Below are 25,479 nucleotides of genomic sequence, written 5' to 3' on the forward strand. Positions count from 1 at the left end.
ACATGAGCCATGAGATTTTTTATGCAACATTTTTTTATACTTTATCAGCCTTTATATCTATCGCAATCAACGCAATTTTTTATTTAAAGGCAAGAAAAAGTAATCTGTTATTCATGTTTTTAAAAGCGCAAGGACTGATGCTACTTTGGCTGTTTGCCAAAGTAATGACAAAGACGGTACCAAGCAATGAAGATGCTTGGATATGGGTAGTCATCCAGTACATCGGTGTTTGTTATTTTGGTACAGTATTTTTTGAATTTATATATTATTATAAGAAATTCAAAAGGCCATCACATTATATCAGAATCCTAATATATGGCCTACCAACCATTAATTTTCTGATGGTGTTGACGAATAAATATCATTATTTATTTTTCACATCAGTCACCATATACCAGAACAGTTATGGATTCTGGTTCTATATTCATACAGCCTTCAGTTACATAATGGTAGCAATTTCTTATTATCTTTTGATTCGAATACTAATAGACAGAAAAAATGAGATCTCATGGATACAGAATGTCCTTTTCAATCTAGGTCTGCTATTACCAATTGTAGCGAATATTATTCATGTTTTCCGTTTGATAGAGATTGGATTTGATATCACGCCAATCATGTTTAACATTACTTTGGCAATTTTTGGATATGTTGCGTATCGCTATCGGTTTTTGGATATAAAAATGGTAACAAGATCCATGATCCTAGGAAATATTCATGAAGGTATTATTATTATGGACAATGACCGAAGAATCGTTGAGAAAAATAACATTATTGAGGATATTACCCAAAGTCACGAAAAACTTAAACTTATTGAAACAATCGACGATTTTATTGAAATTGTACGTCCTAAGATAGAAGATTTTGAAATCTTGCATCAAGACATTAGCAGGTGTCTTGATGCCAATGAAAACAGACTATCTACAGAATTTAGAATGCAGGTTCATAATGAATGGCATTGTTATATTCTAAAGCTTGAGAAAATCATAGACCATTCTAAAGACACCATCGGCTATGTGTTTAGAATTATTGATATCACCAAATACAAATCATTACTGATGAGCTTAGAAGCCAAAAACACAGATCTACAAGTGGTCAATCGGCAACTTTCCGATTACCTTACCATCACGAAGCAATTAGCAATTGCGAAAGAAAGAAATAGAATATCTAAAGAAGTCCATGATATTTTAGGTCACTCCGTCACCCTAGTCATTTCACTTCTGGAAAGTTGTAAGTATAACATTGGTAGAAATACAGATTTCCTCAAAGAGAAAACCACTCAAAGCAAAGCCATTATCAGAGGTGGTTTTCTAGAGTTGAAAAAATCCATGAACAGTCAATTAAAAGACGACATAGATATCAACAGTCTTATTGATGATTTGCAGCGGCTCATTGATGATTATGAGAAATCCGGCGTAAACGTTGATTTTTACTACAAGCGAGCAGATTTTAAGTTGACGATGCAAGTCTATGATGGCTTGTATAGAATATGCCAAGAAGCGCTGACCAATGCATTAAAACATGGGAATGCAAAAAACATAACCATACGTATCAAATATATAGCCAGAACGATGGACTTGGTCATCATTGATGACGGAACTGGATCGCAGAAGGTTATAAAAGGCAATGGGTTAAAAGGTATGGAAACGAGGGTGGCTGATTTGTCTGGATTCTTATCTTTTGGGTCACCGGATGGTGAGGGCTTTAATATTCATGCAGTTTTGCCGATATAATATAGAGTTTTTGTGTTCGGACAACAGTGGCATATAAGAATATAAGGCATTAAGCCTAGTATAAGTAAATAGTACTAGTTTATTGCGGTTGTACTACCATCTTATCTGTACTATAATTTAAATAGGCAAGATGGGAAACTATTCCAGCACTGAAGCAAGGCAAGATTTTATTGTTTTTGCAGGAACTGGAATGACGTTTATTGAGTTAGGGGAGAAATATGAATATAGAATCTATAGAAAAATATCTGCAAAAAGTTCAATCCGTTCTTGGCTGTAAGATTACATTAGATCAAGAGGATAAAATCAGTGAGATCCATATTGTATCTGATCTTAGGCGAAGTCCTAAGCAAATCCTTCGTGATATTGAAGCCATCATGATTTCCGAATTCGATATTAATATTGATTACAAAAAGGTATCCATCGCTCAGATACAGAGCGGTTCTCTTAAGTTGGACCAAGATCCAAGGCTCAAGCTTAAGTTGATAGAGTATAATAACAACGGTTCCAATGTCACCGTAAAAGTTGCTTTGGAAAAACAAGGCGAAGTATACGAAAGTGAGTTATTAGGTGTACATACGGCCAACAATTTTAAAAGGTTGATTGGTGCAGTGGTACTTAAGGCGGTAGAGAAATATTGTGACGCTACCGATATATTTGTTTTTGAAGATGTTAAGAAAGTACACTTGGCCAACATGGAGGTGATGGTCGTTGCCATGACCTCTGTTTTTAATGGTTCTGAAGAGATATTCACCGGAACGGCTAAGATTCAAAACGACAGCAATGAAGCCATTGCTAGAGCCACCCTAGATGCGGTGAACCGTCATATTTTGCATCTGGATTTAATTTAATTAATAGCCGACTAAATCATACAGCAACAACTTTTTTATCTAGAGGAGCGGAATATAGCCTGCTATTCATAGTGGATATAGCAGAGATCATAAAATGGAGGCTATATTTCAATGAAAAATATAAAAGTTAGAGCAATGGCTACTATCGTTAGTTTAGTATCATTCCTTCTTGCATCAGGTGCACTTTGGAGCGTGACTAAATAATACAGTACAGCAAATGATAAAGTAATGGGTTTAGTCGGCTTTTAATAGTTTTGGAGGCAATAATGAATAAGCTAAAAGGCTTTATTTTAATAGTATCAGCAATTGCCCTTCTCATATACTTTTACATGTTTGGAAGGTATGAGATCTCTTATGAGGGTCTTATTTTTTGGGGTCTTTTGGCGATTGTTTCAGAGACGTTTGTAATTGTATTACCTAATGGTGCTTCAACTTCTGTGGGTATGGCTGTTTACTTAGCCACACTTATAACAATTAATCCCCTTGTAGCCGTCATGGTTTCGGGAATTGCTTTTATATTACGCTTACCAACAGTAGATGGGAAGCGTAAACATGTCATTAATATGGGTCTAGGAATCACTGCTTATAATATTGCTAGTCATACTATCTTTATCGGAATGATGGGAGCAGCCTATAATTATTTGGTTCATGAAAATACATCGTTCAATATGATTGCAATTATTGCGTTGGTGCTTCTAAGCTTGACGGAATTGGTTAGTATTATATTCATTTCTTTATATTTCCGCTTTGATGAATCTCCAAGAAATATTCAGTTGATAAAAAGCTTTCTAGGCGCTTTACCAAGTACTTTAGCGGTAGGTTCCTTAGGTATTTTGTTGGCTTTTGCAGAACTAAACTATGGCAAGGTGATTGTTGCCCTGTTCTTCATACCTCTACTTCTAGCAAGATATTCTTTTAAACTTTATTTTGATTCCCAGAAGATGAGCATGGAAACCATTCAAGCTTTGAATGAAGCGTTATTAATGCGAGATGCCTATACAAGTGGACACGCCACAAGGGTGGAGCGGTATTCTGCTATCTTGGCGAAAGCTTTAAAATATTTACCAAATGAAATGGAAAACCTTCAAAAAGCAGCCAAACTCCATGATATAGGCAAGATTGGCATACCCGATGAAATCTTAAACAAAAGCGGTAAGTTATCAGAGGATGAATATAGTAAAATTAAGGATCATTCGGCCATGGGTGCCCAGATTCTTAGTAATGTGGATGCACTTAGAAAGATATCTGAAGCAGTAAAATACCATCACGAAAGACCGGACGGAAAAGGCTATCCTGAAGGCTTAATCGGCGATGCTATTCCAAGGGATGCTGCCATCCTTTCTATCGCAGATACCTTTGACGCCATGACGACTGACCGACCTTATCGTAAAGCACTAACACTTGACGAAGCTGTTGAGGAATTGATTCTTTATCGTGGTACTCAGTTTAACGCCAGTCTGGTAGGCATTGTCTTAGAACATATAGAAGAATTCAGAGCAATCCTTGAGGAAAGCCAAGAGGATGTATTGGATATTTGTTATAACGAAGCCTTGAGTGAGGTTAGTGTATGATTATTGAAAGCATCGTTCTCTCAATCCTTATAGGGTGGATTCGAAAAGGCAAATTGAGATATTTGGGCTCAATTGAGATTAAAGGCATTTACCTGTTTTTTATTGGGGGTTTATTTCAAGTATTACTTTTTGCTATGGCGGATGAACAAGGAAGCGGCATCAGGCGTCTGCTCTATGACCATTTTTATGTTTTACATTTATTAACTTATGTCATTATCATGGTGCCGATTTTTCTCAACTTGAAGTGGCGAGGTCTGAATCTAATGGGTCTTGGAACATTACTTAATCTAATACCTATTGCAGCCAACCAAGGAAGAATGCCGGTAGCACTTCCGGCACCTTATACGCCCAACTTTGATCTGGGCCATGTGTTGCTTGAGTCCGGAACCAGATTCAAGGTGTTATCGGATGTTATTTTTATAGGTCCCCCTTATCCCATGCCGAAGATTATGAGTGTCGGCGATTTACTGATTATGGCAGGTGTATTTTGGCTTATACAAAGTGCAATGATGCTAGAAAAAACCAAATCAAAAATCAATGTAGAATCAGGTAATGAATCCATATAGAATAAAATCTAAAGACCGACAGAAAAAAGTCAGGTCTTTTTAATTGTTTTGTAATAAAGTATGGTGCAAGATATGATAGAATAAGCTTTAAGTGAGGAGTGATGGCTTGTTAAAACTTTTAAGAGTAATAGCTTTGATAATTGTATTTCTTTTGGTTGGTTTTGGAACCAACTTTTTTATAATGAAAAATGTTGATGAGACATATTTAATAGCGCCCAATATGACCATGGAGCCGGTTGAGAACCTGATGACCGGTCTAAGTGAGGATGAAACACTAGTCATCATGGAAAATAAGATGATTGAGCTTGACCATTATCCTAGATATGTGGATGATGTTGTTTATGTTCCAATCACATTTGTTATGGACTATTTTAATGATGGCTTCTACTGGGACAATGAGGAAAAAATATTAACCTATACCACATTAAAAGACGTTATTCGTATGGAAACGGACGCCTTAACCTACTTTGTGAACAAAGACCCCATCTCTCTTGAGATTCCTATCAGAGAGTTGGTGGCAGATATTCCGTATATGCCATTGGAACTGGTCAAAAAATTTGCCCACCACGACTTTTACTACGATGGTACAATTGATACTTTGACCATCGAAGATAAGAGCTTAGATGGTACTTATGGTATCGTGTCACCAAGTACCCTAGAATATGGTGTCATCCGTTCTTGGAAAGATCAGAAGAGTACAGTGGTCAAAAAAGCAGCAAGAGGAGAAGAAGTCAAGATTTATGATGATGACGGCATATGGCAACAAGTGCGAACCAAAGAAGGATTAATTGGGTATATCCGTAAAGATGAAATGGGACAAGAGCGACATATTGCAGGCGAGCCGGTGGTCAGAGAAATCTATAATTATGATACAAGACCAACTTTTGACGGAGCCCTAAATCTAGCGTGGCATCAGGTGACCAATACAACAGCCAACCGTTACTTAGAGGATGTGCTTGAAGGTGTACATGGCCTGAATGTCATATCACCGACCTGGCTCCATATAAAAGACTCAGAAGGTAATATTACCAATATTGCTGACCTAGACTATGTGAATAAAGCCCATGCTAGGGGCATACAAGTTTGGGCTTTATTTTCAAATCAATTTGATCGTAAGTTGACCCATGAGGTCTTAAGCAGTACAACAAAAAGAGAAAAATTGATTAGGGAGTTATTGGCTTTATCTGCCCTTTATAACTTAGACGGTATCAATGTAGACTTTGAAAATGTCGGACAGGAAGATGGAATCTACTTTATTCAGTTTATCAAAGAATTAACCCCTTACCTTAAAAACCAAGGCTTGGTGGTTTCGGTGGATATGTATGTACCTTCACAATGGACGGCTCACTATGGACGAAAAGAAATTGGTGAGATTGTAGATTATGTTATGATTATGGCTTACGATGAGCATTGGTCGACTTCACCGGATAGTGGTTCAGTTGCCAGTATTGGATTTGTGGAAAAGGGTATTGTTGATACACTTAAAGAAGTACCAAAAGAGAAGACAGTACTTGGACTGCCTTATTATACGAGACGGTGGACAGAAGAAGTTGTCGACGGCGAGATTAAAGTATCATCAAGGGCTTATGGTATGGATACAGCTTATAAAATCATGACCGATGAAGGTGTGACATTCAGATGGTTAGATGACATTAAGCAATACTATGGAGAATATGAAAAAGATGGTAAAACTTATAAAATGTGGTTGGAAGAAGAACAATCCATTGAAGAGAAAGTAAAGTTGCTTTCTAAGCATCAGTTAGTAGGTGTGGCCGGATGGAAGATTGGCTTAGAAAAAGAGGCCATTTGGGATGTTCTAAGAAAATACCTTGTACCATAAATAAATCAAGCAACCAGCCAAAGTATTCTAAGCATAAGAGGTACATTGGGATAAGTTGTGTGAAAAATAGGCGGGCGGTATGAAACAATTAAGGGCTATTATGGAGTGTATACTACTTCTGGGTATTGTATATCTCATATATGAAATCATGTATTTTGCATACAACTATATTATTTTTTACGGCTTACAACAAGAGTGGGTATGGATTCCCATTGAAGCATATGCACATCTAGGTGACATAGAAAGTATGACCTTAGAATATGTAAGCGACCATCCTCTGGAATATACCCTAATAAGTTGGTTTATGGTTGCTTGTTTTTTTCTAAGCGTTGTCGTTTTTTCGAAACAGAAATTAAGTCAAACATTTGCCTTAAGACATATGAGCATAAAAAACAGCTTAACAAGTATGATAACAGGCATTGGCTTGGTCTTTTTGATGAACGGCTTGATTAGATTTATTAGCGCAGCGACAGATATCGAATTTTCATATTTAAGTTCTTCAACATTCCGAGTTTATAATTTGTGGTTTCTCATGGTGGTGGTTGGTATATTGACACCAATTTTTGAGGAGCTATTCTTTAGAGGCGTGGTACTGAGTAGATTGTCACATGGATTTGGTCCCTTGGTTAGCATCTTATTGTCAAGCGTGATGTTCTCCCTTAGTCATATGAATCCGGTTCAGAGCATCTATGTTTTCCCGGTGGGGCTACTGGCGGCCTACTTGGTTTATAAAACCGGTTCCATTTTTTCGGCGATTTGGTTACATACGCTATACAATATTTTGAATATTTATCTTGCTAAGATTGATTTTTTTCAGTACAATAGTGTACAGCTTTTAGTCTTAATGCTTATAGGAATATGTCTCCTAGGAGTTGGACTTTATCAATCAGAAGAGCAAAATGTTATAGAAAATCCTTAATGGATTTATTTTTCCCAAAAGTATGTTATAATTATACAGGACAATAATCCGAGTGCATAGAATATGGTGACCAATGGATACAAGAATTCTGCATATAACACTAGAAAATCAAATTGACCTAATCAGAGAAGCAGCAATGACCTTGAAAATTGGTGGTCTAGTTGCTTTTCCTACTGAAACGGTTTATGGGATTGGTGCAAATGCCTTAGACGCATCTATTGTTAGAAAAATATATGAAGCTAAGGGACGACCTTCGGATAATCCTTTAATTGTCCATATCGGTGATGCCATAGAGGTTGAAAAATATGTAGCCGATATTCCGGAGATTGCCATACCCTTAATGAAAGCTTTTTGGCCCGGTCCGTTGACATTGATTTTCAAGAAGAATCATGTGATTCCTTATGAGATTACAGGCGGTTTGGATACCGTAGCTATTCGAGTACCTGCTCATCCGCTAGCAAGGGATATCATAAGACAATCCGGTTTGCCTATTGCTGCGCCCAGCGCTAATATATCAGGAAAACCGAGCCCAACCAACGCAGCCCATGTCATTTTGGATTTAAGTGGGCGTGTGGACATGATTGTGGATGGTGGAGACGCTAATATTGGTCTTGAATCTACAGTACTGGATGTAACATCTGAACCGGCAACAATATTAAGGCCGGGAGGCATTACAAAAGCAATGATTGAAGAAGTTATAGGGCCAGTGACTCAGAACCCAAGCAATCTTGGCCTACCGGATGATGACACACCAAAAGCACCTGGAATGAAGTATAAACATTACGCACCAAAAGGTAGATTGGTCATCTATTATGGCAGCAAAGCAAAAGCGATAGAGGCCATGAATATTTCAGTCCAAAAAAGCTTGAATAATCATGAAAAAGTCGGTATTATTGCAACGAATGAAGATCGTGAGGCTTATAACTGTCCAACGATCTTAACGATTGGTTCAGAACATGATGCCCATGAAATTGCATCAAACCTTTTTAAGGTGTTAAGGCAAATGGATGACTTGGGTATTGAAAAAATATTGACGCAAGCCTTTCATGAAAAGGAGATTGGTGTAGCCACCATGAACCGATTGTTAAAAGCAGCAAATAATGAGCAACGCTTCGTTTAGAGGAGTATTATGAAGGATTTAATGTTTGTTTGTACAGGGAATACCTGCAGATCTCCTATTGCAGAAGGTTTGGCAAAACATATGTTAGGTAATAAAAAGGCGATTATACTATCCAGAGGTATTTCCGTCAACTTAGAAGCGCCTGCGAATATGAATGCTGTAAAGGCCATGGATAAGAAACATATTTCCATTAAGGACCATAAATCAAAACGCTTTAACCCGAAAGAAATAACGGATGATATGCTTATATTGACCATGACATCCAGACATGAAACCTATCTAAAATACCACTATCCAATGTTGGAAGATAAAGTACATACTTTATTGTCATATGTTGGTATGACTGGTGATGTTGAAGATCCTTTTGGTCTGGATCAAGAAGTTTATGATCAATGTGCCAATCAATTAGAGACTGCCATCAGTAAGCTGATGGAACAATTTGAAGCATAATACAGAAATCGTGTCAAAGGGCACGATGCACAAGGAGGAAAAGAATGATAGCAATAGGTTGCGATCATGGCGGTTACGCCCTCAAACAGGAAATTATTAAAGATTTTGATGAAAAGGGCATTTCATACATAGATTTTGGAACGCATGACGAAGCATCAGTAGATTACCCGGATTATGCAAAACAGGTGTGTCATTATGTACTTGAACATGAAAAAGCCCAAGGCATATTGATATGTGGAACAGGTATCGGTATTTCCATTGCAGCCAATCGACATGTCGGTATTAGAGCCGCTTTATGCCATGATTGTTTTTCGGCAGAAGCGACCAAACTTCATAACGATGCAAATGTTCTATGTCTTGGAGGACGTGTTGTAGGTCCTGGACTGGCTTTAAAAATTGTGGATACTTTTATTCATACGGATTTTTCAAACGAGGAACGCCACAGAAGACGTGTGGAAAAAATAGAAGATTAGTTATAAATCAAATAAAAGACGATCCTATAGGAGGGCAAAAATGTCAAATGTATTTGTAATGGACCATCCACTCATTCAACACAAAGTAGGTGTCCTAAGAAGAGAAGAAACGGGTTCCAAAGAATTTAGAGAACTGGTTAATGAAATAGCTATGCTCATGTGTTATGAAGCGACAAGAAACCTTCCTTTACGTGATGAAATTGTTCAAACGCCTGTCGCACAGGCTACCGTAAAACAAATAGCAGGCAAGAACCTTGGTATTGTACCAATATTAAGAGCCGGACTTGGCATGGTAGATGGTATGCTTACCTTGGTTCCAACAGCAAAGGTCGGTCATATTGGCTTGTATCGTGATCCGGAAACCCTTAATCCTGTTGAGTACTATTGTAAGTTACCTTATGATGCTGCAGAACGAGATATATTTGTACTTGACCCGATGCTGGCAACAGGTGGATCTGCAGTAGCAGCCATTCAATTCATTAAAGACAAAGGCGTTAGCCGTATCCATTTTATGTGCTTAATTGCAGCACCGGAAGGTGTGAAAAAAGTACAAGATGCCCATCCGGATGTAGACATATACATTGCAGCACTTGACGAGCGATTAAATGACCATGGCTATATCATTCCCGGACTTGGTGATGCCGGTGACCGTTTATATGGAACGAAATAAGCAATAAAGAAGTCGGAAAATTTGGAGATGATGGAATAATGGAATTACTAAGAAGCATGAATATCAATATCATCTATATCATTGCCTTTTCTATGGCATTTGGTATCACTGTGCTGGCAACACCTTTCAGCAAAAAATTAGCCATAAAAGTCGGAGCGATTGACCATCCCAAAGCATTAGGTGTTCACGATAAGCCTATGCCCCTTGCAGGAGGTTCGGCTATTGTGACCGGTTTCATTGTAACCTCTCTTTTAATTGCACCATTGGTTGGTGGTTTTATCTCGATGGAATTCTTCGGACTCATCATAGGTAGCATCATCATAACCATTGTTGGCTTCCTAGATGATATCTATCAGCTTAGCCCTAAGCTCAGAATATTTTTTCAGATTCTGGCTGCTTTGATTGTTGTTTTTTCAGGAACCAGTATTGAGATTCTATCATGGCCATGGGCCAATGGTGGTGTTATACAAGTAGGTTCGATTGGTAATGTTTTAACCGTTTTATGGATTGTCGGTCTTACCAATGCAGTAAACTTTCTAGATGGTCTGGATGGTCTAGCAACAGGTGTGGCATCCATAGCATCACTGAGTTTTATGATTATATCCTTCATTTTTGGTCCTCCGGTTATCGTTGTACTAGCAGCGGCTCTTGCTGGTTCATGTTTAGGGTTCTTGCCCCATAATTTTAACCCGGCTAAGATATTTATGGGTGATACCGGATCTACTTTTTTAGGATTTACATTAGCCGTCATTTCTATTCAAGGATTAACAAAAAGTTATACTGTGGTTACAGTCATTGTTGGGGCCATAGTACTTGGGCTACCAATATTTGACACATCTTTCGCTATTATACGACGTTTGGTCAATAAGCAATCCATATATAAAGGTGACCGAGGTCATCTTCATCACAGACTTGTGGACAAAGGCATCAGCCATAAAAGAGCTGTTTTAACCATGTACGGCGTTAGTGGTTGCTTTGGTATAGCTGGCATTCTATTTGCTCTAAAAGATTTTTTCTTAGCTTCTCTAATAATAGGCATCATTATGACAGTATGGTTAGGTGACATTTTATACACCAATCATCAGAACAAAAAGATTAAGAGTGATTAATCATCTGGGAAAGTTGAGAAAATTATAATCAACATCAGGAGGAACACTATGAAAGTCATGAGTATATTTGGAACGAGACCTGAGGCCATTAAGATGGGACCGGTTGTAAAAGCCTTGGAAAAAGAAGAAGGCATAGAGAGTATTGTATGTGTAACAGCTCAGCATAGAGAAATGTTGGATCAGGTCCTTGAAGTGTTTGATATTAAACCAGACTACGACTTAGATATTATGCAACAACATCAGACATTAACGGACATTACAACAAGAGCCATCAAAGGACTAGAAAAAGTTATGGAAGAGGCTAAGCCGGATGTTGTACTTGTTCATGGTGACACAACCACCACATTTGCAGGTGCACTTGCAGCATTTTACCATCAAATCGCTGTAGGCCATGTAGAAGCTGGTCTTCGTACCTATGATAAATATCAACCTTTCCCCGAAGAAATGAACCGAAAACTGACAGGTAGTCTTGCAGATTATCACTTCGCGCCAACGCAGACAGCCAAAAATCATTTGCTTCTTGAAAATGTTGATGAAGCTTGTATCACTGTTACAGGTAATACAGTCATTGATGCTTTATCATCTACCATCAACGATGATTATCGTTTTACTGTTGATGCTCTAAACCATATTGACTATAAGAACAAAAAAATAATAGCCATGACAGCACACCGTCGTGAGAATCTTGGTCAACCACTTGAAAACATATGTGAAGCAGTATTGGAGGTTGTTAATCGTAGACCTGAGGTTGAAGTGGTCTATGCCGTGCATCTTAATCCGAAAGTCATGGAGGTGGTCAATCGTATTTTAGGCAACCATGAACGCATCCATTTACTACCACCTCTTGAGTTAAAAGATATGCACAATTTACTTGCAAGATCCTATTTGGTATTAACAGATTCAGGTGGGTTACAAGAAGAAGTACCTTCTTTAGGCAAGCCGGTGCTTGTTCTTCGAGATGTAACAGAAAGACCTGAAGGTGTAGAAGCAGGTACCCTTAAGCTTGTAGGAACAGATAAGGCTAAGATTATAGACACCACGCTGGAATTACTTATGCATGCTGACAGTTATAATAAAATGGCAACCGCTACCAATCCATACGGAGACGGACATGCATCAGAACGCATAGTAGCATGGTTGAAGGCCAACCATAAGTAAATATTAATTCAAAATTGAAGGTGAAGGCGTTAAAACTTAGTTTTGGTGCCTTAACCTTAGACAAAATATCGTGAAAATCATAACAATAATTCATGAATCTTATGAAATGATATTTACATTCACCTCATTTACAGGTATAATACTATCTTGTAGAAGGGTTGTGAGAAGTCATGAAATTTGATTATCTAAAAAATTTGGCCCTTGTCAGTCAGATTGGTCTATTGATGGCAATACCTATTTTTCTTTGTATCTTCATTGGACACTGGTTAGATGGGAAGTTTGGAACCAATGGATTATTTCTAATCATATTTTTAATCCTTGGTGTTTTAGCAGCCTTTCGAAATCTATTTGTTACTGTTCTAAATAGAGTTGATTCGGGAAAGAAGGATTCTAAGCATGATAGAAAATAAGTCGATTGTTTGGTCTCTATCCTGGAAAGTACTGATTATATTGTCAATTACCTTTGGTATAGGTGTTTTACTTGTAAATGATGTAGCCACTTATGCACGAGGGATACTACTCGGTGGCTCTGTCACCTTGTTAAAAATTAAACTATTAGAAATCACATTGAAAAGAGCAATAAAGAAACCACCTAGTGCAGCTAAGAGCTATATGAGTATGCATTACATGTTACGCTATGTGGTTACATTTATCGTTCTTTTTGTGGGTATAGCCATACCGACCATAAGTGGTGTGGCAGTTATTCTGGCACTTCTAAGTCTGAAATTAGCAGCATATTGGCAAGGCGCTCTTGAACCAAAGGTGCCGGTCGATGGTTCTGTTGAATTCTTGGAGTGGGAGGATGATGAAGAAACTGACTTTTAAGTCTAAGTAGTCTCAAATGTCTAGCAAAAGGAGATGATCACAGATGGATTTTAGCATTCATGTTGCCAAAGTAGTCCGTATCGGCAGCTTTGAGCTCTGGATCACAGAATCAATGATTAACTCATGGATCATTTGTGGCGTCCTAATTTTAATTGCCTTGATTGTGAGAAATGCAATTAAAAATCCCCAAAAAGTACCTGAAGGCGTTCAAAATGTTGTCGAGTTTCTGGTGGATTCACTGGATAATTTTGCCGAAACCACTATGGGCAAGCACGGCAGAAAATTTGGATCCTTTTATGGTTCTATGATCATTTACATATTATTATGTAATTTATCGGGATTATTTTTAGGACCAAACATTGGCGCACCCGTGGCAGGGGAGCCAAAAGTATTAATTGATTTCATGAGACCCCCAACCGCTGACTTTGCAGTAACATTTGCGTTGGCCATGATTACGTTTACTATGGTCCAAGGTTTTGCCATCAAGGAAAAAGGTACTTTTACTTGGTTAAAAGGCTTAACCGAACCGATGTGGCCTCTAACGCCCCTTAATGTTATTGGAGAGCTAGCCAACCCCATATCCCTTAGCTTCCGTCTTTTTGGTAATATACTCGGTGGAACAATCATCATGGGATTGTACTACAATCTGCCCTGGTTTGCCCTAATCGGTATTCCTGTAGCCTTACATGCATATTTTGACATATTTGCAGGTGTGCTACAAGCGTTCATATTTGTTATGCTCAGCATGACATTTGTTGCCAGTGCGATGGATTAGAATTGTCACATTCAGTAAAGTGAGGTGAAAAAATGGATGGCCTTTTTGAAATGATTCTCAATTTTCTAAATAACACAGACAGATTTGCCTTGATTTTATCAGGTTCGGCAATCGCTGCCGGATTGGCCATGGGCGCAGGTATTGGTCCTGGAATTGGTCAAGGTTTTGCCGCAGGAAAAGCAGCTGAAGCCGTTGGTAACAATCCAGAAGGTGGTAGACAAGCAACCATTGTTATGTTACTTGGTGCAGCAGTAGCTGAGACCTCTGGAATCTTTGCGCTGGTTATTGCCATCATCATGTTGTTTGCCAATCCATTGGTAAGCAGAGAAGGTACGGCTGTTGTGCTTGCTGCAAGTGCTATTGGAGCAGGACTTGCTATGATTGCAGGCATTGGACCTGGAATTGGTCAAGGTTATGCAGCAGGTAAAGGCTCAGAGGCCGTTGGAAAGCGTCCTAAGCTACAAAGTCAGATCATAAGAACCATGTTGCTTGGGCAAGCTGTTGCACAGACAACGGGTATATATGCACTGATTATTGCATTAATTTTATTGTTCGTTAACATTTTCTTCTAGAATTATAATTATAGAAGAAGTCAATAATAACAAAAAATCATTAACTTATTGAATATAAGGAGGATTTAAAAATGTCAGATGTAAATCAAATCGATGGAAAAGCGTTAATATTAGCAAGTTCAGCAATCGGAGCAGGTCTAGCTATGATCGCAGGTATAGGTCCTGGTATCGGTCAAGGTTTTGCAGCAGGTAAAGGTGCAGAAGCAGTTGGACGTCAGCCGGGTGCACAATCGGATATTATCAGAACCATGTTACTAGGTGCTGCGGTAGCAGAGACAACTGGTATCTATGGTCTAATCATTGCAATCATCTTATTATTTGCAAACCCACTAATCACGAAGTATATGGAATTAAGTCAATAATATGGTATAACTTTTACCCTTTAACGAAAGGAGGAAAGGTGAATTGAATGGTTTAAATATGGTAATGCAAAATCTTTCGACTTCCTTACCACAACTTAATGCACTTCCAGAGCCCTATGTTATCTTTTTTACAGAACAAACCATAATTCAAGTCATAGCACATATACTTACTGTATTGGCTTTATTCTATGTACTCGGAAAGCTACTTTTCAAACCTGTAAGAAATATTTTGCAAAAGAGAAAAGATGAGATTGCCGACGAATATAAGCGTATAGACGAAGATACTGAAGCTTTGGCAGCCCTAAAGACGGATTATGAGAATAAATTACTGAACATTCATCAAGAGGCAGAAAAAATACTTGCTCATGCTAGAAAAAGAGCGATTGAACGAGAAGATGAGATTATAAAAGAAGCAAAAGATGAGGCAGATCGACTCATTAAAAGAGCACACCTTGACATTGAACGTGAGAAAGAACAGAGCAAAGACGAGATGCGCCGCGAGATCATCGGAGTTGCAACTGTAATGGCAAGCAAATTTGTTGCAGCATCCATCAGCGATGAGCTAAAGAATCAACTTGTTGATGAAACTTTAGCAAGTATTGGAGAATCCTCATGGTTGAGTTAATAGCTAAGCGTTATGGTTCAGCAATCTTTCAGCTTGCCGAAGAAAAAGATGCTGTAAATGATTTGCAAAAAGATATCCTTTTGATCCAAGAAAGCTTCTTAGATAAAGAATTGATTGAATTTCTCAGTCATCCCAAAATACCTTTGTCAGATAAGATAAAAATGCTTGAAGAAGCATTATCAGAGAGGGTTGGTCAAGATTTATTAGGTCTGTTGGTTCTTATATTGAAAAAGAATCGACAACATTATATTTCTGAGATTTTGGCGGAAGTCCTTGAAATGATAGACACCTATCAAGGTAAAGTCAAGGCTTATATCAAGTCAGTGGATGAACTCAGTACTGAGAAGAAAAAGCAGATCATCGATCAATTGGAAAAGTCAACGGACAAAAAGATCATTCCGGAATATAGAATTGACAAAACCCTTATTGGTGGCTTGTTCATTCGTATTGGTGATCGTGTTATTGATAACAGCATCAAAGGACATATGCATTCAATGTCAAAGAAGCTGTTAGAGACTAAAATTAATTTTTCGTAGAAAGGCGGTGTGACCTCGGTATGAATTTGAAACCAGAAGAAATCAGCTCAGTGATTAAAGAGCAGATTAAACGCTACAAAACTGAATTGGAAGTTGCCGATGTAGGTACTGTAATTCAGGTTGCCGATGGTATTGCCCGTATACATGGCTTAGAAAACGCTATGGCAGGAGAGCTACTAGAGTTTCCTGGTGACGTTTATGGTATGGTTCTTAACCTTGAACAAGACAATGTTGGTGCCGTGTTAATGGGATCAGACAAGGGTATTGGTGAAGGTGATATTGTAAAAGCCACAGGACGGGTTGTTGAAGTACCAGTCGGTGATGCATTAATGGGACGTGTTGTCAATGCAATTGGTCAGCCAATTGACGGCAAAGGTCCGATTAGCACAGATAAGTTTAGACAAGTTGAAAGAGTTGCACCCGGTGTTATCGAACGTAAGTCCGTAGACACCCCACTGCAGACAGGCCTTAAGGCGATAGATGCCATGGTGCCGATTGGACGTGGACAAAGGGAGCTCATCATTGGAGACAGACAAACAGGTAAAACAGCGATAGCCATTGATACCATTATGAATCAAAAAGATTCTGGTGTATTATGTATCTATGTGGCCATCGGTCAGAAAGCTTCAACAGTTGCACAACTGGTTAAAAAGTTAGAAGAAAACGGCGCAATGGATTATACGACCGTAGTTGCGGCCAACGCCTCTGAACCAGCGCCACTTCAATTTATCGCGCCTTTTGCAGGTTGTGCGATTGGTGAAGAATGGATGGAAGAAGGTAAAGAAGTCCTAATCATATATGATGATTTATCTAAGCATGCTGTTGCCTACAGAGCCATGTCATTGTTGCTTCGTAGACCACCAGGACGTGAGGCATATCCGGGAGATGTATTCTACTTACATTCCAGATTGTTAGAACGTGCCGCTAAGCTTTCTGATGAGCGTGGTGGTGGATCCATAACTGCATTGCCCATTATCGAAACACAAGCAGGTGACATATCAGCCTATATCCCAACGAATGTTATCTCCATCACAGATGGTCAGATCTTCCTTGAGACTGAGATGTTTAACTCAGGTATTAGACCTGCGATCAATCCAGGTTTATCTGTATCAAGGGTTGGTGGTGCCGCTCAAATCAAGGCCATGAAAAAAATTGCCGGACCTATTCGCGTTGAGCTTGCTCAGTACAGAGAGTTAGCAGCCTTTGCTCAGTTTGGTTCAGACCTTGACAAAGAAACAAGAGACCGTTTAACACAAGGTGAGCGTATCATAGAAGTACTTAAACAAGCTCAATATAAGCCTTTAAAAGTAGCAGAGCAAATCGTTATTCTATACGCTGCGACTCGAAAATTCTTAATGGATATAGAGCTTGACGATATACATAAATTCGAAACTGGACTAATGGAATTTGTTGAAACCATGTATCCGGACATCTTAACAGACTTGGTTAAAGATTCAGGTTTGACAGATGAATTGGACAAGCGTCTTGAAGATGCGATTGGTGAATTCAAAACAGACTTCATGAAGAAGAGTGAAGAGGTGTAATTAATCGATGGCATCAATGCGTGATATCAAACGAAGGAAAAATAGCATACAGAGCACCCAACAAATCACCAAGGCGATGAAGCTGGTTGCAACTGCCAAGCTACAAAAGGCAAAGGTGCAAGCGGTCAAGACCAGACCTTATTTCCATAAAATGCATGGTACCATTACTTCAATTTTAGCCCAAAGCGGCCAAGTCAACCATAAATACCTAGATGAACGAGAAGGTAAACATAACACCTATATCGTTGTAACATCCAATAGAGGTTTAGCAGGCGGATACAACAATAATGTCTGTAAAATGGTAATGAACCATCGCGTTGAAGGCGAAGATGCAAGTGTTATTGCAGTTGGACGTAAGGGAAGAGACCTTCTAAAAAGAAGAGGCTTTAACATCATTGAAAGCTACAATGAGATGGTGGATATGCCTGAGTACGGTGATGCAGCAACGATTGGTACCGAGGTTCTTAAAAGGTATGTAAGTGGTGAGATCGATCATGTTTATATCGCCTACACAGCCTTTGAATCCACCTTGAATCAAGAAGCAAAACTGATAAAACTTTTGCCCCTTGACCTGGATGATTTTGCTGAAGAAAAACCGGACGAAGAGCATTTGGAATCCGGTATTAATTATGAGCCAAGTGTAGAAGAAGTGCTAGACAGTATTATTCCACAATATGTCAATAGCATCATATTCGGTGCCTTAAAAGAATCCATTGCAAGTGAGCACGGTGCACGTATGACCGCCATGGATTCAGCAACAAGTAACGCCTCCGATATGATCGACAAGTTAACCCTTCAATACAACAGAGCCCGTCAGGCATCTATAACTCAAGAGTTATCTGAGATTGTTGGCGGTGCTGAAGCACTAAAGTAAAGGAGTGAATAAAAAAATGTCAAAAAACGTTGGAAAAATCACTCAAATCATTGGTGCGGTTATAGACATAAAATTTGAAACAAGTGAACTACCTCAATTATACAATGCCATTACAATCGAGAGAAAAAACGACATTCCTTTGATTGTTGAAGTGGCGGGTCACCTTGGTGACGATATCGTCAAATGTATCTCAATGGGTGCAACAGACGGATTGATAAGAGGTATGGAAGCCGTGGATACAGGTAACCCAATCATGGTACCTGTAGGTGAGGAAACACTTGGTAGAATGTTCAATGTAACTGGTGCGGTAATCGACAGTAAGCCGGCACCTGTTACAAAAGACACCTGGTCTATACACCGTGAACCGCCAAAGTTTGAGGAACAATCTACAGAAGCAGAAATACTTGAAACGGGTATTAAAGTTGTTGACTTGCTGTGCCCATATCAAAAAGGCGGAAAAATAGGTCTGTTTGGTGGTGCAGGGGTAGGAAAGACAGTACTTATTCAAGAGCTTATTAGAAATATAGCGACAGAGCATGGTGGTTACTCCGTTTTTACAGGTGTTGGAGAACGTACTAGAGAAGGAAACGACTTATATCATGAGATGGCTGAATCAGGGGTTCTTGATAAAACCACCATGGTGTTTGGGCAAATGAATGAACCACCAGGAGCACGTATGCGTGTTGGCCTTACAGGCTTAACCATGGCAGAGTACTTTAGAGATGAAGGTGGACGAGACGTTCTTTTATTCGTAGATAACATTTTCCGATTTACTCAAGCCGGATCTGAAGTATCTGCATTGCTTGGACGTGTACCGAGTGCTGTTGGTTACCAACCAACACTAGCAACAGAAATGGGTATGCTTCAAGAGCGTATTACATCTACGAGAAAAGGCTCTATCACTTCTGTACAAGCGGTATATGTACCTGCCGATGACTTAACAGACCCAGCACCAGCGACAACATTCGCCCATCTAGATGCAACCACGGTTCTATCTAGATCCATTGTTGAGCTTGGTATCTACCCTGCAGTTGACCCACTGGATTCATCATCAAGAATACTGGACCCTATGATTATTGGGGAAGAGCATTATGGTGTGGCCCGAGGCGTGCAGGAAATATTACAAAGAAACAATGAGTTACAAGATATAATAGCCATTCTAGGTATGGATGAGCTCTCAGAAGAAGATAAGACTTTAGTTATGCGTGCAAGAAAGATCCAAAGATTCTTGTCACAACCCTTCTTTGTAGCTGAAAACTTTACAGGACTTAAAGGTCGATATGTACCTTTAAGTGAAACCATTCGTGGTTTTAGTGAAATACTAGAAGGAAAACATGATAGCATACCGGAAAGTGCATTCCTAATGGCAGGAAATATTGACGATGTCCTTAGTCGTGTATAGTAGGTGATTTTATGGCGACAAACAAAATCGAATTACATATTGTAACACCGGATCGCGAGTTTTTTGCCGCGGAAGTGGATGCTTTGTCTTTTAAGACAACAGAAGGTTTCATAGGTGTACTATATGACCATATTCCTTTGATAACGACACTGACCAGTGGTAAAGCCGTGTTTAAAAATGACAAAGATACATTTGAAGCGGTACTGCACAATGGCTTCGCAGAAATCGGCGAAGAAAAAGTGACCATATTGACCGACGCAGCTGAATGGGCTGATGAGATTGATATGGACAGAGCCTTGTCCGCAAGACAGCGCGCCGAGAAGAAGCTTGAAGAAATGACTCATAAAGAAGACAAACATAAAGAAGAAGTGGTTATTCAAGCACAAGCATCACTCCTTAGAGCTTTAGCTAGAATTGAAATGGCACAAGCAAGACAAGATAAGTAGTAAAATGTGAACAAAGAAAAATGATAAGAGGCTGTCCGGATGGATGGCTTCTTTTTTTACTACTACTTCTTCTTTTGTTACAACTTTGTAATGAAAGATATTCGTCTATTTCAGTAATCATATTTGGATCCTTTGCCGATATACATAAGAGTCTTTCTAAACATAATGTGATGACTGAAGATAGAAAAGGTGGAGTTTCATATGAAAACGTTAAAATATAAGCGCATCATTATAGGTATTCTAATCATAACCCTAGTTGCATCATTTGGCATAGTACCCATGGAGCTTGAAGCAGCCGATGGTTCTTTGATATGGAGAAAACTAGACACCATGGATACCAACTTCACCATAATTAATAATAAGGCCGGCGATAACGAAATCTTATTAGAGTTAGATTTGGTTGCCACAGGTAGCTATGCTTTGTTTTATCACCTAGAAGACGGACGTCAAACTGAAATTCGGTTTCAACAAGCTTATGAGAAAGTAGATGTGAAGTATTTTGTCAGAGAAGATTTAGGCGCAACCAATGTCACCCAAGACCTAGTCTCTAGTTCTTATCTTCAGATGGATTATAATCTTACGGTACCTGATTGGCGCTTTGATGGTGCTAAGCTTGTGGGTGCTTCTGGTGGCTTGGAATTTAGTATACCAAGATCAGCCAGTTCTCAGTACCCTGGTGTAGCCTTTGAAGTGGACAACAAAAGAGTTTATATTAAGTGGGATTTTCAACTGGGGAAAGCCTTTGTACTTATAAGGAATTACAACAACGGATTTATCATGCCAGTAAGTTATGAAAAGCCAAACGGTTCTACCGAGAACATAAAAGTTCTCAAAGGATTGGAAGGCTTTACAGTTACGCCTACCCATTTAAGAGAAAATGAAGCAGGAACAGCTAACATTGAGATCAAACCCATAACACAGCCCACAGATACAGGCAATAAACCGGGGAACAGACCCGGACTGGATATTAAGTTTAAACAACCAAAAGAACTGGAAGTTGGTACATGGACCTATGATTATGATCTAACCAATCTAAGTGATATTAGTGCCATATTAGAACTTGATGATATTGGCTCTGAATCCTATCTAGATTTTAATTTCAGACTAAAAGACTTTGGTGATCCGGATAATAGCAATCCGGTATACGAGCTGGATGCAGATGATGCAGCTGCCAACGTGGATGTTGGCTATGACTACGACCCTCTTACCCATGAATATAGAGTTAGACTTGTTAAAGATAACTCGGACTTATTTGATGACGGTAAGACCATCCAGTGGTCAGAGCTTGAAGCCAGTCGTATTTACAATGTCAATATTGGCTTTCAGGTGGATCTAGATGCGGTCGGTTTTGAGACGTATGGGTTTACCGGTTATAGACCCATCAATGGTTTTGGTTATACATTCATGGCTTATGAGTTAAAACGCGCTAATGCAAAAGAAGCCTATCTGGATATCGTACCTTATGATATTGGTAGTCAGGGAGATGTGGAGTATATTATCCTCTATAGCAAAGTCATTAAACCTGAGCTGGATCCAAATGGTGATTTGTGGCTTAAGAATTATCATTCTACATCCGGGGATAATGATCAGATCTTCATTCCTGTGCCTTTTCAAAGCACATCTTCACAAGATGCCTATCAAGTATTTGTGAATTTTGCTGGGGTTCAGATACGATCTCAAGTTCTGAATTATAAGGCAATCGAGGACCAGAATGTACCTCCAACCACACCGGCAATTAGGACCATAGAGAATCTAATTGTAGTCCCTCCTCTTGATGAGACCGACAATCCAACGAAGGTAGAGATGGACTTGGTATGGGATGCACCAACCAACAAAACAGTTAAAGAATTGGATGAAATATTCCAGGATGGCGGATCACTTTACTATGAATTATCTGTAAATGAAGTACCGACCAACAGTACCGACAATCCGTATCAAGTCATTAAAGTCTTTGAAGTGATAAAAGATGGTACGTTATATAAGCTCAAGCAGCATGATGATGTGCCGGGAACCTTACCGATACCATCTGAACAACTTAACTATGATTTTGGATACAATAGTACCGATGAACGTCTTAGACTGGATAAGATTGTGCTCTATGAAAATGGGTCATGGATCAATACTCTTGACACCCTAATTGATGAAGAGGCTGTGATACCTTATGAAGTATCAGATTCGGGAACCCCTTATGATTTTGAGTTTCCTGGGGTTAATTATTTAAGAATAAAAGCCATAACTGTAAAAGACGACGTTGTATCTGAGTCTCAGATGTCCATACCGGCCAGTCTTTCACTTAGTATGATTACATATGATGTTCCTGTTGTGGATACATTGACCTATGATCCACTATATGGCAATGTGGAAGATCGTTCAACAGGTGTCACTCTAAAATGGCATACAGTGGATGTCGCCAACTATGAGAACAATATGCTAAGCCCCATTAACAAAGGGATAGAAAGTGTTGATTATAAAATCTATATCTCAGAAGTATTGGACCAAGTTTTACCATTAAATGAGGATGACTTAGATTATACATTACTGAATATGACGAATGAAGGATTAACCGTCATCGATGACGATGCCATAAGCGAACTAAGAAATGGTGAAGTGGTTTACTTTGTCCGTTCTACACCAAATGGTATCAATACTGATTTAAGTGTAGACGTTCAGGGTCTAGATGCCAACAAAACCTACTATGTACGTGTGGTAACACAGCTTGAGATTACCGATGATGAAACCAGAGTATCGGAACCCTCCAGCGTATTAAGTGCTACAGTACCACAGACCCCGATACCACCGGGAGATGAAGAGATTTTTCCATTAGCGCCTGAAGGTTTTACAGTTGATTATGCCGATGAAGGTTTGTTAAATGCAGGCTTAACTTGGTATATACCAAATGCAATGGTATTTGATGATGACATGAATGGTTTTGAGGTTTTGGCGATTGAAGATAGAGCACTCCCGGAGAATCTATCTTCGAAGGCCATTAGCATAACGGATATTCTCGAGGGGACTACGCTTAGTGATGACGTTGTCGAAGGGTGGCGTATCTATAAACATGAGGGTACAACTTACTTAAAAAAATATAACCGACAGACAGGTCTATGGGAAGATAAAGATCTGGCTTTGCTTGTCATTGAAAATAATCGATTCTATTTGATTGATGATGCCAATGCGCCTAATAAAGTAAATTACTATTACATAAGATCAACAAAAATGGAAGGTGAATCGATTACCAATACGTCACCTTGGGTACCGGGTACCCTCACCACTGCACCTGTAAAAGGACCCATTAATCTCATTATTGATTATGAATCCGGTTATACTTACGAACCAAAAACAGAGTTGGTTGTTCGTTTTGATGCGCCAATATCAGATTTGGACCAGATCGGTACAGATTACCGAATTGAAGTATTTGTAAAAGGTGAAGACGATGTGGATTATAGTATGATTAAGTATCCTTCCATACTGCTTGGAGATACAACAGGTGGCCCTGTAGGTTATACAAGGCTCCATTATAAAGTAACGGAACTAAAACCGGGCAAAACCTATAGCATCAAAGTGCGTATCGAGGACAGAACAAAACCGGAGGAAATACTGCCAGATGGATCTAGGGTTTATCCGAAATCCCCCTATTCTGAAATCGTTGTCTCAAGAACAGAATTTGACCAAGAGGATTATGATAAGGAAAATAAATACTATGAATATATTGATTATTACTTAAGAAAAGCGGAAGCTTTAAAACAACTTATTTACTTCAAGATGATTGACACCAGTAGAGAAACAGCGGTAAAATATCGTGAAAATTATGGTGAAGGTATTATAAAAAGAACCATGAATGGTGAGCTTACGCTATATTCAGATAATAAAGCCACCAACACCTATTATTTGCCATCCAACTCACTTGAGTCGATCAACGGATACAATGTAACCATAAAAATCCAGAGTAAAAATCAAGTGGTAGGTATAAGACCAAGAACCATTGGCGTAAACATCACAAAAGAAGTAGGTGAGATGGTGGAAGAGATTAGACGCTATAATAGCACCTATAAAGATTATTACTTAAGAATCAAGATACATACAGACACCTTCACAGGAAAGATCAATAACATTACCCCTTCGAGTGAATTGGTACAAGTTGAGCTGGCTTTGGTCGGTAGTTTACAATTAGAAGAAGAGATTGATCGGCTTATGGTCAGTTCATTAGATAGCATTATTGCGGGCAATAAAGCTGAGTTGATACTAGATATCGAAAATGAACTAAAGAAAGGCATTAATGATACACAACTTATCGGTATCGTCGATCAGAGGGTTAAAATGGTGGAAGAAGACTATATTGATCGAGCATCGGATCTATATTTTGACAACATCAGCGCCAATGTTACAACCATTAGCCAGCCAACGAAAGCTATATATATGGCCTTAGCCCCAATAAAAAGTCCTGCTAATAACGAAATGTACACCCGAGAGAATAACGCATGGAAAAAGGTAAATAGTGCATACTTTAATAACAGACATTATGTAGATACCGTAAAGCTTAATCCTTATATACTGTTACCATCATCCAATACATCTGTTGATTTGGTTTTGCTCTACGCTCAGGACGGTATTGATGTCATCAATTATTATAATCTGTCCAGTATTTTTACGGCCAATGATTTTCAAAGTCCGACAAAAACAATTCAGAAATACCAGTGGATTTCAGCACTGGCAAGACTCCTAGGTGCACCTGAAGGCCAGGATACGGCGGATTACTTGAGAACCAGAGGCATTAATGCAACAACACTTAACAATTATCAACCACTTAGAAACGATCAAGCCCTAGGCTTGTATATAGACACATATGCTTATCGCCATAAGATTAATCTAAGCAGGGTGGCTATTACCAACTACAATATCATAACAGACATTGGAGAAGCAGATGTAGCACTTAGACAAAAGCTCATCATCGGTGCAAATTTGGGCATCATTAAGCCGGTAAACGGTAGAATCAGTCCAAGTCAAAGCATTAACATGAAAGACACAATGAAACTATTGATTACATTACATAAGGGCTTGAATTAA

Annotated in this window: 24 protein-coding genes and 1 pseudogene; all 25 read left to right on the top strand. The window is 38.9% G+C overall.

Going from position 1 to position 25,479, the window contains the following annotated elements:
* Positions 1-2 precede the first annotated feature (2 nt).
* The 25 genes and pseudogenes from PATL70BA_RS09300 (at position 3) to PATL70BA_RS09415 (ending at position 25,479) form a co-directional block, all read left to right on the top strand.
* Entirely contained in the window at positions 3-1,730 is a 1,728-nt protein-coding gene (locus PATL70BA_RS09300; RefSeq protein ID WP_125137096.1) for a sensor histidine kinase, read from the top strand.
* Between the two features lie 218 nt (positions 1,731-1,948).
* On the top strand, positions 1,949-2,578 hold the full coding sequence (locus PATL70BA_RS09305) for a hypothetical protein (RefSeq protein WP_125137097.1): 630 nt from the start codon (positions 1,949-1,951) through the stop codon (positions 2,576-2,578).
* Between the two features lie 266 nt (positions 2,579-2,844).
* Positions 2,845-4,149, top strand: coding sequence for an HD-GYP domain-containing protein (locus PATL70BA_RS09310; protein ID WP_125137098.1), 1,305 nt, complete (start codon positions 2,845-2,847; stop codon positions 4,147-4,149).
* On the top strand, positions 4,146-4,715 hold the full coding sequence (locus PATL70BA_RS09315) for a DUF5317 domain-containing protein (RefSeq protein ID WP_125137099.1): 570 nt from the start codon (positions 4,146-4,148) through the stop codon (positions 4,713-4,715). Before PATL70BA_RS09310 ends, PATL70BA_RS09315 begins: the two co-directional genes overlap by 4 nt.
* 106 nt (positions 4,716-4,821) lie before the next feature.
* Positions 4,822-6,555 (top strand): glycosyl hydrolase family 18 protein, encoded by a 1,734-nt coding sequence (locus tag PATL70BA_RS09320; RefSeq protein ID WP_125137100.1) that lies wholly within the window; start codon positions 4,822-4,824, stop codon positions 6,553-6,555.
* Positions 6,556-6,634: 79 nt separating this feature from the next.
* Complete coding sequence (locus PATL70BA_RS09325) at positions 6,635-7,474, top strand: CPBP family intramembrane glutamic endopeptidase (RefSeq protein WP_125137101.1); 840 nt, start codon at positions 6,635-6,637, stop codon at positions 7,472-7,474.
* 73 nt (positions 7,475-7,547) lie between these two features.
* Entirely contained in the window at positions 7,548-8,594 is a 1,047-nt protein-coding gene (locus tag PATL70BA_RS09330) for an L-threonylcarbamoyladenylate synthase (RefSeq protein ID WP_125137102.1), read from the top strand.
* 9 nt (positions 8,595-8,603) lie between these two features.
* The gene (locus PATL70BA_RS09335; RefSeq protein WP_125137103.1) at positions 8,604-9,044 is read left to right on the top strand and encodes a low molecular weight protein arginine phosphatase; all 441 of its coding nucleotides are present in this window, start codon (positions 8,604-8,606) and stop codon (positions 9,042-9,044) included.
* A 44-nt stretch (positions 9,045-9,088) separates the two neighbouring features.
* Positions 9,089-9,517, top strand: coding sequence for a ribose 5-phosphate isomerase B (gene rpiB, locus PATL70BA_RS09340; protein ID WP_125137104.1), 429 nt, complete (start codon positions 9,089-9,091; stop codon positions 9,515-9,517).
* Positions 9,518-9,557: 40 nt separating this feature from the next.
* Positions 9,558-10,187, top strand: a complete 630-nt coding sequence (gene upp, locus PATL70BA_RS09345) for a uracil phosphoribosyltransferase (protein WP_125137105.1) — start codon at positions 9,558-9,560, stop codon at positions 10,185-10,187.
* A 38-nt stretch (positions 10,188-10,225) separates the two neighbouring features.
* A complete protein-coding gene (locus tag PATL70BA_RS09350; protein WP_125137106.1) occupies positions 10,226-11,296 on the top strand; it encodes a glycosyltransferase family 4 protein in 1,071 nt (356 codons plus the stop codon).
* A 48-nt stretch (positions 11,297-11,344) separates the two neighbouring features.
* Complete coding sequence (wecB, locus tag PATL70BA_RS09355) at positions 11,345-12,454, top strand: non-hydrolyzing UDP-N-acetylglucosamine 2-epimerase (RefSeq protein WP_125137107.1); 1,110 nt, start codon at positions 11,345-11,347, stop codon at positions 12,452-12,454.
* A 170-nt stretch (positions 12,455-12,624) separates the two neighbouring features.
* Positions 12,625-12,864: an AtpZ/AtpI family protein gene (locus PATL70BA_RS09360; protein WP_125137108.1), complete on the top strand. Its 240-nt coding sequence runs from the start codon at positions 12,625-12,627 to the stop codon at positions 12,862-12,864.
* Entirely contained in the window at positions 12,851-13,279 is a 429-nt protein-coding gene (locus tag PATL70BA_RS09365; RefSeq protein ID WP_125137109.1) for an ATP synthase subunit I, read from the top strand. The genes PATL70BA_RS09360 and PATL70BA_RS09365 overlap by 14 nt, the downstream gene beginning before the upstream one ends.
* 43 nt (positions 13,280-13,322) lie before the next feature.
* A complete protein-coding gene (gene atpB / locus PATL70BA_RS09370; RefSeq protein WP_125137110.1) occupies positions 13,323-14,054 on the top strand; it encodes a F0F1 ATP synthase subunit A in 732 nt (243 codons plus the stop codon).
* Between the two features lie 50 nt (positions 14,055-14,104).
* Positions 14,105-14,341: pseudogene (locus PATL70BA_RS17005) on the top strand (ATP synthase F0 subunit C); the annotation flags it as partial.
* Positions 14,342-14,350: 9 nt separating this feature from the next.
* Entirely contained in the window at positions 14,351-14,626 is a 276-nt protein-coding gene (gene atpE, locus PATL70BA_RS17010) for an ATP synthase F0 subunit C (protein ID WP_408634452.1), read from the top strand.
* A gap of 71 nt (positions 14,627-14,697) precedes the next feature.
* Positions 14,698-14,988 (top strand): ATP synthase F0 subunit C, encoded by a 291-nt coding sequence (atpE, locus tag PATL70BA_RS09380; RefSeq protein ID WP_125137112.1) that lies wholly within the window; start codon positions 14,698-14,700, stop codon positions 14,986-14,988.
* A 43-nt stretch (positions 14,989-15,031) separates the two neighbouring features.
* Positions 15,032-15,613: a F0F1 ATP synthase subunit B gene (gene atpF / locus PATL70BA_RS09385; RefSeq protein ID WP_125137113.1), complete on the top strand. Its 582-nt coding sequence runs from the start codon at positions 15,032-15,034 to the stop codon at positions 15,611-15,613.
* On the top strand, positions 15,601-16,149 hold the full coding sequence (gene atpH, locus PATL70BA_RS09390; protein ID WP_125137114.1) for an ATP synthase F1 subunit delta: 549 nt from the start codon (positions 15,601-15,603) through the stop codon (positions 16,147-16,149). The genes atpF and atpH overlap by 13 nt, the downstream gene beginning before the upstream one ends.
* Before the next feature lie 20 nt (positions 16,150-16,169).
* Positions 16,170-17,693 carry a F0F1 ATP synthase subunit alpha gene (gene atpA / locus PATL70BA_RS09395; protein WP_125137115.1) on the top strand — a complete coding sequence of 508 codons (1,524 nt, stop codon included), beginning with the start codon at positions 16,170-16,172 and terminating at the stop codon, positions 17,691-17,693.
* Between the two features lie 7 nt (positions 17,694-17,700).
* Positions 17,701-18,567 carry an ATP synthase F1 subunit gamma gene (gene atpG, locus PATL70BA_RS09400; RefSeq protein ID WP_125137116.1) on the top strand — a complete coding sequence of 289 codons (867 nt, stop codon included), beginning with the start codon at positions 17,701-17,703 and terminating at the stop codon, positions 18,565-18,567.
* 16 nt (positions 18,568-18,583) lie between these two features.
* The gene (gene atpD / locus PATL70BA_RS09405; RefSeq protein WP_125137117.1) at positions 18,584-19,969 is read left to right on the top strand and encodes a F0F1 ATP synthase subunit beta; all 1,386 of its coding nucleotides are present in this window, start codon (positions 18,584-18,586) and stop codon (positions 19,967-19,969) included.
* A gap of 11 nt (positions 19,970-19,980) precedes the next feature.
* Positions 19,981-20,415, top strand: a complete 435-nt coding sequence (gene atpC / locus PATL70BA_RS09410) for an ATP synthase F1 subunit epsilon (protein WP_125137118.1) — start codon at positions 19,981-19,983, stop codon at positions 20,413-20,415.
* Positions 20,416-20,616: 201 nt separating this feature from the next.
* Positions 20,617-25,479 carry a hypothetical protein gene (locus tag PATL70BA_RS09415; RefSeq protein WP_125137119.1) on the top strand — a complete coding sequence of 1,621 codons (4,863 nt, stop codon included), beginning with the start codon at positions 20,617-20,619 and terminating at the stop codon, positions 25,477-25,479.

The organism is Petrocella atlantisensis, from assembly GCF_900538275.1.
Classification (GTDB): Bacteria; Bacillota; Clostridia; order Lachnospirales; family Vallitaleaceae; genus Petrocella; species Petrocella atlantisensis.